The sequence below is a fragment of the Nocardioides sp. WS12 genome (assembly GCF_014108865.1).
GTDB lineage: Bacteria > Actinomycetota > Actinomycetes > Propionibacteriales > Nocardioidaceae > Nocardioides.
On sequence record NZ_CP053928.1, the window covers coordinates 3,539,354 to 3,551,542 of the forward strand.

Annotated in this window: 13 protein-coding genes; 8 read left to right on the top strand and 5 right to left on the bottom strand. The window is 68.1% G+C overall.

What is annotated here, in order from left to right:
* Complete coding sequence (locus HRC28_RS17235) at window positions 1–378, bottom strand: STAS domain-containing protein (RefSeq protein ID WP_182376678.1); 378 nt, start codon at window positions 376–378, stop codon at window positions 1–3.
* 82 nt (window positions 379–460) lie between these two features.
* On the opposite strand from HRC28_RS17235, the gene HRC28_RS17240 reads away from it, so the two are divergent.
* The 3 genes from HRC28_RS17240 to HRC28_RS17250 are packed head-to-tail and all read left to right on the top strand — an operon-like array spanning window position 461 to window position 3,107.
* Window positions 461–796, top strand: coding sequence for a metalloregulator ArsR/SmtB family transcription factor (locus HRC28_RS17240; protein WP_182376679.1), 336 nt, complete (start codon window positions 461–463; stop codon window positions 794–796).
* Window positions 793–2,481, top strand: coding sequence for a SulP family inorganic anion transporter (locus HRC28_RS17245; RefSeq protein WP_182376680.1), 1,689 nt, complete (start codon window positions 793–795; stop codon window positions 2,479–2,481). Before HRC28_RS17240 ends, HRC28_RS17245 begins: the two co-directional genes overlap by 4 nt.
* A gap of 53 nt (window positions 2,482–2,534) precedes the next feature.
* Complete coding sequence (locus HRC28_RS17250; protein WP_182376681.1) at window positions 2,535–3,107, top strand: adenylate kinase; 573 nt, start codon at window positions 2,535–2,537, stop codon at window positions 3,105–3,107.
* A gap of 21 nt (window positions 3,108–3,128) precedes the next feature.
* Here HRC28_RS17250 and HRC28_RS17255 read toward each other — a convergent pair whose 3' ends face one another.
* Window positions 3,129–4,193, bottom strand: a complete 1,065-nt coding sequence (locus HRC28_RS17255) for an oxygenase MpaB family protein (RefSeq protein ID WP_182376682.1) — start codon at window positions 4,191–4,193, stop codon at window positions 3,129–3,131.
* Window positions 4,194–4,201: 8 nt separating this feature from the next.
* Window positions 4,202–6,061 carry an acyl-CoA dehydrogenase family protein gene (locus HRC28_RS17260; RefSeq protein ID WP_182376683.1) on the bottom strand — a complete coding sequence of 620 codons (1,860 nt, stop codon included), beginning with the start codon at window positions 6,059–6,061 and terminating at the stop codon, window positions 4,202–4,204.
* Between the two features lie 103 nt (window positions 6,062–6,164).
* On the opposite strand from HRC28_RS17260, the gene HRC28_RS17265 reads away from it, so the two are divergent.
* Entirely contained in the window at window positions 6,165–6,803 is a 639-nt protein-coding gene (locus tag HRC28_RS17265) for a TetR/AcrR family transcriptional regulator (protein ID WP_182376684.1), read from the top strand.
* 3 nt (window positions 6,804–6,806) lie between these two features.
* Here the strand turns inward: HRC28_RS17265 and HRC28_RS17270 are convergent, their stop codons facing one another.
* A complete protein-coding gene (locus tag HRC28_RS17270; RefSeq protein ID WP_182376685.1) occupies window positions 6,807–7,277 on the bottom strand; it encodes a tRNA (cytidine(34)-2'-O)-methyltransferase in 471 nt (156 codons plus the stop codon).
* 150 nt (window positions 7,278–7,427) lie between these two features.
* Here HRC28_RS17270 and HRC28_RS25655 point away from each other — a divergent pair, with 150 nt between their 5' ends.
* Window positions 7,428–8,630, top strand: coding sequence for a Fic family protein (locus tag HRC28_RS25655; RefSeq protein WP_182376686.1), 1,203 nt, complete (start codon window positions 7,428–7,430; stop codon window positions 8,628–8,630).
* A 13-nt stretch (window positions 8,631–8,643) separates the two neighbouring features.
* Here HRC28_RS25655 and HRC28_RS17280 read toward each other — a convergent pair whose 3' ends face one another.
* Window positions 8,644–9,240, bottom strand: a complete 597-nt coding sequence (locus HRC28_RS17280) for a TetR family transcriptional regulator (protein WP_182376687.1) — start codon at window positions 9,238–9,240, stop codon at window positions 8,644–8,646.
* An 83-nt stretch (window positions 9,241–9,323) separates the two neighbouring features.
* Between HRC28_RS17280 and HRC28_RS17285 the strand changes: the two genes are divergently transcribed.
* From HRC28_RS17285 to HRC28_RS17295, 3 genes are read left to right on the top strand one after another with little or no spacing between them, the layout of a single operon-like run.
* Entirely contained in the window at window positions 9,324–10,238 is a 915-nt protein-coding gene (locus HRC28_RS17285; RefSeq protein ID WP_182376688.1) for an alpha/beta fold hydrolase, read from the top strand.
* Complete coding sequence (locus HRC28_RS17290) at window positions 10,231–11,112, top strand: metal-dependent hydrolase (RefSeq protein ID WP_182376689.1); 882 nt, start codon at window positions 10,231–10,233, stop codon at window positions 11,110–11,112. The genes HRC28_RS17285 and HRC28_RS17290 overlap by 8 nt, the downstream gene beginning before the upstream one ends.
* Complete coding sequence (locus tag HRC28_RS17295) at window positions 11,112–12,185, top strand: PDR/VanB family oxidoreductase (RefSeq protein WP_182376690.1); 1,074 nt, start codon at window positions 11,112–11,114, stop codon at window positions 12,183–12,185. Before HRC28_RS17290 ends, HRC28_RS17295 begins: the two co-directional genes overlap by 1 nt.
* Window positions 12,186–12,189: the final 4 nt, after the last annotated feature.

Sequence of the window (12,189 nt, forward strand, 5' to 3'; positions counted from 1 at the left end):
TCAGAGCTGGAGGTCGAGCGCGTCTGCGCGACTGCGAAACAGCCGCCGCAGGCCCAGGGTGTAGGGCAGTCGCGCCAGGATCGCGCGGTCGGCGGTCACGACGCGGACCTGGCTGCCGGCAGCCTTGAGGTCCCGCGCGGCCGCGACAAGGACAGCGATGCCGGTGTGGTCCGTTCCGTTGTCGAGGGCCGTGAGGTCCAGCACCGTCACCGCGCCGACGCCCTCGGTGATGAGCTGCTCGACGGCGTGCGTGAGTTGCACGGCCGCCGGGAACTTCAACGCCCCTGACACGCTCACGACCAGTGCACCTTGAACCCGGCCCTCCTCGATCCGCAGCTCTGCCGGCGCGGCGATCATCGGGGCTCGGTGGTCATTCACAGGTCGTCCTTCACTAGGGGGCTGGCTCATCGGCAACCCTACGCGACTTGAAGATATTATCAAGTCATGTAGTCTTCATGTCATGGGTGTCCCGCTGTACCAAGCAAAGGCCGAGTTCTTCAAGACCCTCGGGCACCCCGCTCGGATCCGCATCCTCGAGCTCCTCTCCGAACGTGATCACGCCGTGCACGAGTTGCTGGAGAAGATCGCCATCGAACCGAGCAACCTGTCCCAGCAACTGGCCCTGCTGCGTCGCACGTCGCTCGTGATCTCGCAGCGACACAACGGTGAAGTGATCTATTCGATCAGCGTTCCCGAGGTGCGCGACCTCCTCCTCGCCGCTCGGAGCATCCTGTCGGGCATCATCGCGACCAACGGCGAGCTCGAGAACGAACTGACCCGAACTGCCCCCAGGTGACGAAGACGGCCGCGGCCAGACGGGCAGCCCTGGGTCGAACCAGGCAACTCCTCCCCCGTCGCGCCGACTGGACGCATGCCCGGCCGACGCGTGACCTGACCGCGGGAGTGATGGTCGGTCTGGTCGCGCTTCCCCTCGCGCTGGGGTTCGGCGTGAGCTCCGGGATGGGCGCCACCGCCGGCCTGGTGACCGCGATCGTGGCGGGCGCAGTGGCTGCAATCTTTGGTGGAAGCAGGGTCCAGGTCAGCGGACCAACCGGAGCGATGACCGTCGTTCTGGTGCCGATCATCGCGACCTACGGACCTGACGGTGTCCTCGTCGTCGGGCTGATGGCCGGGATCATGCTGATCGGGCTCGGGTATGCCGGAGCAGGGCGGTTCATCCGCTACGTCCCGGTCCCCGTCGTCGAGGGATTCACCATCGGCATCGCGGTCATCATCGCGCTGCAGCAGGTGCCGGCCGCCCTGGGCGTCGACGTACACGCAGAGAAGGTGCTGGTCCTGGCTGCCCGCGGCGCTCGCGCCTGGGGCGCCGATCCTGAGTGGGTGCCCCTCGGCATCGCCGCCGCGGTCATCGCGCTGGTCCTGGTGTTGTCCAGGTTCATGCCCCTTCTTCCGGGTTCGCTGATCGCGGTGGTCGCACTCACGGTCGCCAACTCGGTCTTCGCCTGGGGCGCCGCCCCGATCGGTCACATCCCGGGCAGCCTGCCGAGCCCGTCGCTCCCCGCCATTCCATGGCGCGACCTCGATGCCCTGCTGCTGCCGGCCGTCGCCGTGGCGGCCCTGGCTGCACTGGAGAGCCTGCTGTCAGCGACCGTCGCGGACGGCATGCGCGTCGGTCAACGTCACGACTCCGACCGCGAGCTGGCAGGTCAGGGTCTGGCCAACCTCGTTGCTCCGCTGTTCGGCGGCATCCCGGCCACCGCTGCGATCGCGCGCACCGCGGTCAATGTCCGGTCGGGCGCGACATCGCGACTTGCTGCACTGGTCCATGCGGCCCTGCTTTTGGTCATCGTGCTGGTTGCGGCACGGTGGGTGGGGCAGATCCCACGCGCCGCCCTGGCGGGAGTCCTGATCGCCACCGCAGTGCAGATGGTTCGGGTCTCCAGCCTGACGGCTCTGCTCCGTTCGACGCGGGGCGACGCCATCGCCCTGTCCATCACCGCCGTCGCCACGATCACTTTCGACCTGGTCACCGCGGTGCTCATCGGCCTGGTCGTCGCCGGCTTCTTCGCACTCCAGCAGACCGCGCGGTCCGCCCACCTCCAGGAGATGCCGCTCGACGAGGCCGACCACGGCGATGAGGAGCAGTCGCTCCTGGACGAGCACATCGTCGCCTATCGCCTGGATGGCCCTCTCTTCTTCGCGGCCGCCCACGACTTCCTGCTCGAACTCACCGAGGTGACCCGGGTACGTGTGGTCATCCTGCGCATGTCACGGGTCACCGCCATTGACGCCACCGGCGCTCAGGTCCTCGCCGACACCATCAGTCGCCTGGAACACCGCCACGTCACGGTCCTGCTGTCCGGTGTCCAGCCGCACCACGAACAGGTCCTGCGCCAACTCGGCGTCCACGGCCGACTCGCGCACGAGAACCACCTCTTCGCCACCACCCCCGAGGCCATCGAGCACGCGCGCCTGCACGCCTCACGGATCACCCACACGCCCCTCGACAAGACCGCCTGAACTGGCGCAGCGTCGCGCCGGCAACCAATGGAACCCCGAAAGGACCACCCGCAATGCGACTGATCTTCATGGGCCCGCCCGGAGCCGGCAAAGGCACACAGGCAGCGGCCGTCTGCGACCGCTACGGCATCCCGGCCATCTCCACCGGAGACATCTTTCGGGCCAACGTCTCGGCAGGCACTCCCCTCGGAATCGAGGCCCAGACCTACATGAACGCCGGCGACTACGTGCCCGACGAAGTCACCAACGCGATGGTGCGCGATCGCCTGTCACAGCAGGACTGCCGTAGGGGATTCCTGCTCGACGGCTATCCACGCACCCTCGAGCAGGTCAAGGAACTCGACGAGATGCTGGCCGAGCTCGACGTACAACTGAACGGCGCGATCGTCCTGGACACCGACGCCGACGAGCTGCTCAAGCGGCTCCTCGAACGGGCACGCACAGAAGGGCGCGCCGACGACACCGAGGACGTCATTCGCCGACGCCAGGAGTTGTACGCCGAGCAGACCGCTCCGCTCCTCGCAGAGTACGACGCCCGGGGCCTGCTGGCGTCGGTCAACGGAATCGGCCGCGTCGACCACGTCACGGACCGCGTGCACACCGCCATCGCCCGACTGACCCGGTGATCGACCTCGTCGCGTCAGGGGTCAGCCCAGCGCGCCGAGCATCGGTTGCGACTCGATGAGGCCCTCGTCGCTCGGCGGCTGCTGATCGACGAAGACACGCGCGTACTGGCGAGCGCGCAGGTCGAGGTGTGCCTCCGCGGGCTTGACGTACCCGTAGCGTTCGCGTGCCTCGGCCGGAGTGAGCACCTCTGCGTTCAGGGGCGCGATTCCCTGCCACCACGGCTCCACGATCGGCAGCGTCTTCGGCGCGAGGATGCCGAGCATCCAGCGCTGCAGCGGCCGGCTCCGGTGAAGCACCGCCATCATGAACTTCAGGAGCCGGGTCACCGCGAAGTCGGTGACGCGCGACTGATTGATGCCGGCCAGCTGGCGCATGTGGTGGGGCAACGTCGCGATCGTTCCCGTGCGGATCAGCCAGTTCGCGAACGGCCGGGTCAGACCCAGCAGTCCCCCGCGGGGAACGACTTCGTTGGCGCCGTTCAGCAGGTGATGCATCATCCGCTGCGTGGCTTCGCTCGCGGCGAGCCGCGGGCGCCACCCTTCGAAGTAGGCACGGACCTCCTCACGCGTGCGAGGTACGTCGGCCGGGTCGCAGGTCTGGAACTCCGCCGCGATCGCACACTCGGCCCAGAACTGGTTCACCTCGGCCTCGCTGAGCTTGCCCGGCCCGAACCGCTCGTAGGCGGTGAGCACCGAGTGCCAGCCCGTGACGAGGATCCAGAGCTGCGAGGCCGGGTCGTTGGCGTCGTACCGATTGCCGCTGACCGGCTCGATGCCGATCGCCTTCGAGTGGATCTTGACCAGGACGTCGGCCATCTTCGAGACGCTCCGGCTGTCCGCGAACGCAACCGCGGCGAAGTACTGGACCGTCCGGGCGTAGCGGGTGTCGAGCCGGTCATAGTTCGCGCCCGTGTTGTGCACGGCAGCGAGCAGGTTCGGGTCGAGCTCCTCGATCGTCACGGCGCGGACGATGCCCATCAGCGGAGTCGTCGGATGGCCCCACACCTTGTGGGTGATGGAGTCCGGTCCGAAGAACCCGTGGTCCTCGTGCGGCGTGATCTCGCGGCGGCTCTTGTGCTTCGTCATGGCAGTCCTCACGGGTTCATCGAGTAGGTGCCGGAGGTGGCGCGGGCGTCGGCCCACACCCGCTCGGATCGGCCGGCGTCGAACGCAGGGCGCCGCTGGATCGCGTTGGCACCCTTCACCTGGGCGTTGGTCAGCGACGGCTTCCGGGTGAGCGTCAGCGCGTGGGCCGAGACATCACCGACCAGTACCTCGAAGATGCTGTCGACCAGGTCGTCATCGATGCTCGAGATCCCGGCCTGCTGCAGGATGAGGTCGCCGTACGCGACGGTGGTGAAGATGTCGCCGACGACCAGCAACAGGTCGAGGTCGCGCATCTGCTCCTTGCTCAGCGGGGTCGCGCCGAGCAGGGCCTGGAATGCGTCGACCTGCTCGAGCATGAGCTTCACGTTCGGCAGCTCCGCCCACTCGGCGTAGACCGCGCGCCAGTCGTGGAAGACGACCTTGCTCAGGCCCTCGGTCGGCCCCTGGTTCCACAGGTAGGTGTCGTCGGCCGTGTCGCGACGACGAGGCGGCAGGTCCGGCGATGCGGCGGCGAGCCGCGCACCGATCGGCTTCGCGGCGCGGATCGCGGCACGAGTGGCCTTGAACGCCGGGGCGAACGCCGCGTCGGGCACCCTGCCCGCCTTGCCGCGGACCGCCAGCAGCGCGAGGCTCGGGTCGGTCGGGCTGAAGATGTAGCTCTGCAGGAACTTGAGCGACAGCGCCATGTTGAGGTGGACGGTGCCCTCGAGCCTCGGCAGGCCCATCATGGCAATCGCGCCGACCGGGTAGTACATGTCGTTCTCGAAGCCACGAGCCGCGATGCAGTCGGCGATCAATTCGTAGACACGGGCGCCCTGGCGGCTGACGGTCATCTTCTCGATGGCGTCAAAGAGCAGGTAGCGGCGGTCATCGGCGGTGCCGGAGCGCATGTAGTCGACAGCACGCTCCGAGAAGAGGTCCATCGCCTGCAGCCGGACCCAGCTCTCGGTGAAGTTCGCACGCACCTGGGCGAAGTCGGTCACCTTGGTGTCGAACAACACCCGGTTGTCGGCGTGGGTGAGGCCTTCGTGCCAGATGTGCTGGGTCGCACCGACGGCACCGAAGCCGATGTTGAACTTGCCGACGTTGACGGTGTTGATCGCCGCGTCGAAGGCCTCGGAGCCGACGTGGATGATGTCCTCCTCGCGGACCGGGTAGTCCTCGAGGTCGAAGGCTGCGACGTAGATCTGCGAGTTGACGACGTTCTTGCGGAGCTTGTACGCCGGGTGCTTGCTGTCGGCGACGAAGAAGACATAGCCGTCCTGGGTCTTCGCACCGGTCGCCAGCCCCTCGACCCGACCGAAGACCGACACCATGCCGGCCTTGTTGCCGTTGCCGATGTAGTACTTGCCGCCGTTGGCCTTGTAACTGCCCTTGCCATCAGGGGTCAACACCATGTCGGAGGTGTAGACGTCGGCGCCGTGGTCGCGCTCCGAGAGGCCGAACGCGAAGATCTCACCGTCGTCGAGCAACTGCGCAGCGCGCCGCTTGACCGCCTCGTTGCCTGTCTGCCAGATCGGCCCGAGCCCGAGGATGGTGACCTGCCAGACGTACCAGTACGACATCCCGTAGAAGCCGAGGATCTGGCTGTACTTGGTGACGCGTGCTTCGTCCCACCGCTTGTTGGGGTCGCCGTTTGCTTGCGCCGACGGCGTCAGGAGGGTCGCGAAGACCTTCTCCTGCTTCTGGAACTCGAGGAAGTCGTCGAACCAGACCCGGTCGCGGTCCTGCTGGAGCAGCCACTCCTTGCCCTTGCCTTCGAAGAAGTCGATCGTCGCCTCGAAGATGCGACGCGTCTCGGCGTCGTACTCGGCAAAGTCGGGCTTGTGCGGGTTGAACAGGCTCATCTGACAGCTCTCCATCCGGAAGGGGTGGAACGAGATTAATACACCGGTGTAGGAAATTGCTACATCAGTGCAGGAAATCGCGGGATCACCTACGCTCACCCCCATGCCTTCCCGTACGACGACGCACGCAGGACGGCAGCGCGCTGCTCACCTCGGCCCCGAGCGCCGCCGCCCCCAGGTCCTGGACGCAGCGCTCACCATCGCCGTACGCGACGGGATCGGTGCCGTGACCGTGGGCTCCGTGGCGACCGCGATGGGCGTCACCCGCCCCGTCGTCTACGCGTGCTTCTCCGACCGGATCGAACTGGTCGACGCACTCCTCGACCGGGAGACCACGACCCTGGTCGAAGCGATCCTCGCCGCACTGCACAGCTCGGCGAACGCAGAAGATCCGGAGCGGGCCTTCATCGACGGCTTCCGCGCACTGCTCCACGCCGCCACGAACTCCCCCGACACCTGGCGCCTCGTCTTCGCCGGCGAACCCGACCCGGCCATCGCCGAACGCTTTCGCGCCGGGAAGGCCCTCGTCCAGGCGCGGACCGTGGAGTGGATTCGACCGGCCATGGCGCACTGGTGGCAGACCGCGGACCTCGACCGCAAGCTCCCGGTATTGATCGACCTCTTCCTCGCCTCGTGCGAGTCAGCGGTGCGATCCCTCCTCGACCCCAGCAACGACTGGGGTCCGGACGACCTGGGCGCCTTCATGGGCAAGGCGGTCCACGGAGTGTTCAAGGACGCCTGACGCCTACCGTGCGTCCGGGAAGCCCTGCTGGCGCCAGGCTTCGTAGGTCACCACGGCCGCAGAGTTCGACAGGTTGAGTGACCGGCGGCCCTCCAGCATGGGGATCCGGATCCGTTCGGTGACTCGAGGATGGCTCAGCACCTCGTCGGACAGCCCGGTCGGCTCCGGACCGAAGAGGAGTACGTCCCCCGGTCGGAACTCGATGTCGGTGTACCAGCGGGTCGCATGCGCGGTGAACGCGAAGACCCTCGACTCGGCCAACGCTTCACTGCCCAGCGCGGCATCGAGGTCCGGGTGCACCGTCACCGACGCGAGGTCGTGGTAGTCCAGTCCCGCGCGCTTGAGCTTGGGTTCCGTCAGGTCGAAGCCCAGGGGTTCGACCAGGTGCAGGGTGGCTCCCGTTCCGGAGACCATCCGGATCGCGTTCCCGGTGTTGGGCGGGATCCGGGGTTCGAGGAACATCACGTGGAACACACCTCAAGGTATCGCCGGCATCCCCGGAAGAACGACTCGCGCTCCGGCGGTACACCGGGAAGGCGGCCGTCGGCCTTTCACTTCTAACATAAGTGAATACTTCTTGGCTTATGTTAACGTTGTCCTGACTTCACCGAGGGAGGTGCGCAGATGACAACGACGGCAGTGACTTGGGAGCGGTTGCCCTGGGTGCCGCGCGCCAGTGCTCATCCCCTCAACCGCGCCGAGCGTACGACCGCCGGCCGCGACTACGCGGCGGCCATTCCCGCTGCGCTTGCATCTCTCCGCCCCGATGTCAGACCCGACGTCTTGGCCGCGGCGGACGACGCGCGTGCTGAGATCTCCCGCTTCGACGCCGAACTGTCGACCATGCTCCCGGGGTCCGAGATCGCTCCCCTGGCGGCGGTGTTGCTGCGGACCGAATCGGCTTCCTCGTCGCAGATCGAGAACATCACGGCGCGCGCCAAGGCCCTCGCCATCGCCGAACTCGGCGTCGCGAAGTACGGGAGCAACGCCTCCCTCGTCGCCTCCAACGTGGATGCGATGACGCGTGCGTGCGCGTTGGCCGAGAGCACCACCCCGGCAACGATCCTTGCCATTCACGAAGCATTGATGCGCGGGCAGGACCACGCCGATCCCGGCCTTTTTCGTACTGAACAGGTGTGGATCGGCGGCTCGAGTGCCTCGCCGCACAGCGCCGCCTTCGTGCCACCCCATCACTCCCGGGTCCCCGCAGCGATCGACGACCTGTGCACCTACATCGCGCGCACCGACGTACCTCTCGTCGCCCAGGTGGCGATCGCACATGCGCAGTTCGAAACGATCCACCCGTTCAACGACGGAAACGGCCGTACGGGGCGCGCCCTGGTCCACGCGATGCTCAAGCACGGCGGTGCGACGACGCGCGCGACGGTGCCGGTGTCTGCGGGCCTTCTTGCCGACACCGGGTCCTACTTCGCGGCGCTGACCGCATACCGTGCCGGCGATGCAAGCCCGATCGTCGAGCGGCTTGCCGACGCGTCCTTCGCAGCCATCGGCAATGGCCGCCAGCTCGCTGGCGAGCTGACGGCCGTCCACCAGAGGTGGTCTGAGTCGATCACCATTCGGCGGCGTTCCGCGATCTGGCAGGTGCTGCCGTTGCTGCTCAGCCATCCTGCCGTCACGTCGGCGATCGTCCAGCAAGCAACAGGCCTCACCCAGCCCGCCGCAGATCGGGTCATCAACCAGCTCCGCGAAGCGGGGATCCTCACCAAGGCTGCAGGCATCCAGCGCTACGTCGTCTGGGTGGCCACCGACGTCACCGATGCACTCGATGCGTTCGCCGAACGTGCCCGACGGGGCCGAATCGGTTGATCATCGACGGACGTCACGGAGCGGGCGGCACCAGTCCGAGCAGCACCTTCTTGCTGCCCTGCCACCGCTCCTCGATGAAGTCCATCCCCCAGACCGGCACCGAGATCACGAGGCCACGGATCACGGAGAACACCGTGTCCATGAACGCGAAGAGCGCGGCCTCGTCCTCGAACCGGTCAGCAAACGGACGCAGGGCCTCGAGCCCGATCTCGACGATCTTCGCCTCCAGTTCCCGCACCGTCTCGACGTACGCCGGCTCGGACCCGGCCGCCATCCACAGTTGTGCCACGGCGAGGGCCCGCGGGGTGGCGAGCATGCGCCAGGCGAGGTCGATCATCTGTTCGGCGTCGACGGCGTCGGTGTCGAGGACGTCCCGGACGGAGCGGCGGGCGTCGGCCTCGATGGCGTCGGCGAGGTGCCGCACCGCAGCCGAGTGCAGATCCAGGCGGGTCGGGAAGTGGTACATCACGGCGCTCTGCGAGACACGTACCGCGTCCGCGATCCGGCGAGTGGTCACCGCCGCCAGGCCCTCGGACGACACCAGCTCGACGGCGGACTCGAGCATGGCCTGCCGCGTCGCCTGACGCTGAGCCGCTCGTGTGACCTTCATCAAGTCCCGTTTCCGTTGTCATCCTCCGGTCGTGGCACCCATAGTACGGTTACTGTTCAGGTGAACTGTGAAAGCGAGATGCCATGGACGCCACTCGGCAGACCCAGCACGAACCCCGCACCACCACCGTCGTCAGCGGCGACGTCCGCCTCGCCGTTTTCGAGTACGGCGACCCGACCGCCGAGACGATCCTGCTCGTGCACGGCTGGCCCGACACCCACGCGGTGTGGGACGCCGTCGTACCCCTGCTGGCGGAGAACTTCCACGTCGTCACCTACGACACCCGCGGCCACGGCGCCTCTCCCCTGCCGGGCCCCAAGGAACTGTTCACCCTCGAACTGCTCGGCGACGACGCCATCGCTGTCGCCCGGGCCGTGAGCCCGGACCGTCCCGTCCACCTGGTCGCCCACGACTGGGGCTCGATCCAGCTCTGGCAGGTCGTCTGCCGACCGTCGGCCACCGAGTGGTTCGCGAGCTTCACGTCCATCTCCGGCCCGAACATCGACCAGGCGGCGATCTGGCTGCGCGGGTTGGCCAAGCGGCCCACGCCCCGCAACCTCGCCACGCTCGCGCGCCAGGCGGCCTCGTCGTCGTACATCTACTTCTTCCTGACGCCGCGGCTGCCGGAAGCACTGCTCCCGAAGGTCGGGCCACGGCTGTGGCCGCGCCTGTTCAAGGCGACCGAGGGCATCGACGCACCGCAACCCGCGGCCACGTTCACCGACGACATGGTCGCGGGCGTCCGTCTCTACCGCGCCAACATGCTGCGGTCCGTCCTGCGCCCGAACCCGCAGCGGAGCACGGTCCCGCTCCAGCTGGTGGTGAACTCGAAGGACATCGCGATGACGCCGGCGATGTTCGCCGACGCCGCGGATTGGACCGTCGACCTCACCCGCGTCGACCTCGACCGCGGGCACTGGCTGCCCGTCACCGATCCCCAACTCGTCGCCGACCTGGTGACGAGCTACGTCCTGAGCCGAGGAGGCAACGATGCCTAAGACCTTGACCGACCCGGGCGTGGTCGCCCTGCACGCCCGCAACGTCGCCTTCGACGTCAGCCGCACCCCCATCCAGTGGATCCGTGGGGACGCCTTCGCCTCCCACATCATCAGCGCGATCAACTTCGTGCTGCCCGAGGGCGAGCGCTGGTTCTGCGAGACCTTCAACGAGGCACTCCCGCTGATCGAGGACCCGGAACTCCGTGAGGCGGTCCGCGGCTTCATCGGTCAGGAGGCCATGCACGCCCAGGCACACGACGAAGTCCTCGCCGATCTCTTCCGCTCCCAGGGCATCGACACGGCGCCGATGGTCGCCATCGCCGAACGGATCTTCCAGCAGATGCTCGGGCCGCGGAACCTGCCCACGGCCGCCGCCCGCCACAAGCACCTGGTGGCCCGGCTTGCCCTCATCGGCGGGATCGAGAACCTCACCGCCCTGCTCGGCGACTGGGTGCTCACCGCCCCTCTCGAGGAGTACGACGCCGACCCGGCCGTCCTCGACCTGTTCCGCTGGCACGGCGCCGAAGAGGTCGAGCACCGGATGGTGGCCCACGACGTCGCGGAGTACTTCGGCGTGGGCTACTTCCAGCGCGCCGGTGCCCTCGGCATCGCCTACGCCGGCTTCCTGTTGCTGCTCGGCCGGGTCGCACACGACCTGGTGAAGCAGGACCCCGACATGCCGGACCACAGCTATGCCCGCGTCTGGTTCGAGCTCGTGCGCGGTGGCCGCCGCGGCACCCTGCCCACCCTGCGCAGCGTCGGGTGGAGCGCCGCCCTCGGCCTGCACCCGCGCTTCACCCCGGAGTGGATCGGCAACACCGCACAGGCCGTCGCCTACCTCGCGAAGAGCCCGGCGGCACGGGCCGCCAGCTGATGGGGAGCACTGCCTCCGACCCGCTGCTCCATGCCGCCGACCTGGTCCTCCGGGCGTGGACGCGGGTCGGTCCTTCCGAGGTCCCCGCAACCCCGCGAGCCCACGACGCAGGCCTCGACCTGGTCGTCACCGATCGCACCGTGGTCGCCACCGACCAGGACGTGGTCAGCTTCCAGCTCGCTGCCCCCGACGGTGAGCGGCTGCCGAAGTGGCGACCGGGCGCACACCTCGACGTCCACCTGCCCTCGGGCCGCAAGCGTCAGTACTCGCTCTGCGGCGACCCGACCGACCGGACGTCGTACCGGATTGCCGTACGGCGGATCCCCGCCCAGTCGGGCGGACTCGGCGGGTCGGTCGAGATGCACGACCTGCCGGTCGGGTCCACGCTCCAGGTCAGCCGACCCCGCAACGCGTTCCCGCTCGCCGTCCCCGGCCACGGCTCCCCCGCCGAGCGCCTCCACTTCGTCGCCGGCGGCATCGGCATCACCCCGATCCTGCCGATGGTGCGGCTCGCCGACGCGCTCGATGTGGACTGGACGATGGTCTACGTCGGTCGGCGCCGCGACACCCTTCCGTTCCTCGACGAGCTGGCGGCGTACGGCGAGCGCGTGGTGATTCGCACCGACGACACCGACGGCCTGCCGACCGCTGCAGACCTCCTCGTCGGCGTCGACACCGGCACGGCCGTCTACTGCTGCGGACCGGTGCCGATGATCGACGTGTTGCGCACAGGCCTCCTCGATCGCACCGATGTGGAGTTCCACTCCGAACGCTTCTCGGCTCCCCCGGTCGTCGACGGCCGAGCGTTCACCCTCGAACTCGAGAACACCGGTGAGGTCTTCGAGGTCCCGGCGGACCGGTCGCCGCTCGACGTGCTCGCCGAGGCGTATCCCGCGATTCCCTACTCCTGCCGACAGGGCTTCTGCGGCACCTGCAAGCTGACCGTCATCGAGGGCGACGCGGACCACCGCGACGGCTCCCTCACCGCCGACGAACGCGCCGCGGGCTGCCTGCTGCCGTGCGTCTCGCGGGCGCAGGGTGACAGGCTCGTCGTACGAGCCGACCTCCACTGACCAC

Bases quoted from the DNA above. Each gene is read 5' to 3' on its own strand.
- HRC28_RS17285 (WP_182376688.1), top strand. From the start codon at position 9,324: ATGGACGCCACTCGGCAGACCCAGCACGAACCCCGCACCACCACCGTC.
- HRC28_RS25655 (WP_182376686.1), top strand. From the start codon at position 7,428: ATGACAACGACGGCAGTGACTTGGGAGCGGTTGCCCTGGGTGCCGCGC.
- HRC28_RS17250 (WP_182376681.1), top strand. From the start codon at position 2,535: ATGCGACTGATCTTCATGGGCCCGCCCGGAGCCGGCAAAGGCACACAG.
- HRC28_RS17240 (WP_182376679.1), top strand. From the start codon at position 461: ATGGGTGTCCCGCTGTACCAAGCAAAGGCCGAGTTCTTCAAGACCCTC.
- HRC28_RS17295 (WP_182376690.1), top strand. From the start codon at position 11,112: ATGGGGAGCACTGCCTCCGACCCGCTGCTCCATGCCGCCGACCTGGTC.
- HRC28_RS17290 (WP_182376689.1), top strand. From the start codon at position 10,231: ATGCCTAAGACCTTGACCGACCCGGGCGTGGTCGCCCTGCACGCCCGC.
- HRC28_RS17255 (WP_182376682.1), bottom strand. From the start codon at position 4,193: ATGACGAAGCACAAGAGCCGCCGCGAGATCACGCCGCACGAGGACCAC.
- HRC28_RS17280 (WP_182376687.1), bottom strand. From the start codon at position 9,240: ATGAAGGTCACACGAGCGGCTCAGCGTCAGGCGACGCGGCAGGCCATG.
- HRC28_RS17260 (WP_182376683.1), bottom strand. From the start codon at position 6,061: ATGAGCCTGTTCAACCCGCACAAGCCCGACTTTGCCGAGTACGACGCC.
- HRC28_RS17265 (WP_182376684.1), top strand. From the start codon at position 6,165: ATGCCTTCCCGTACGACGACGCACGCAGGACGGCAGCGCGCTGCTCAC.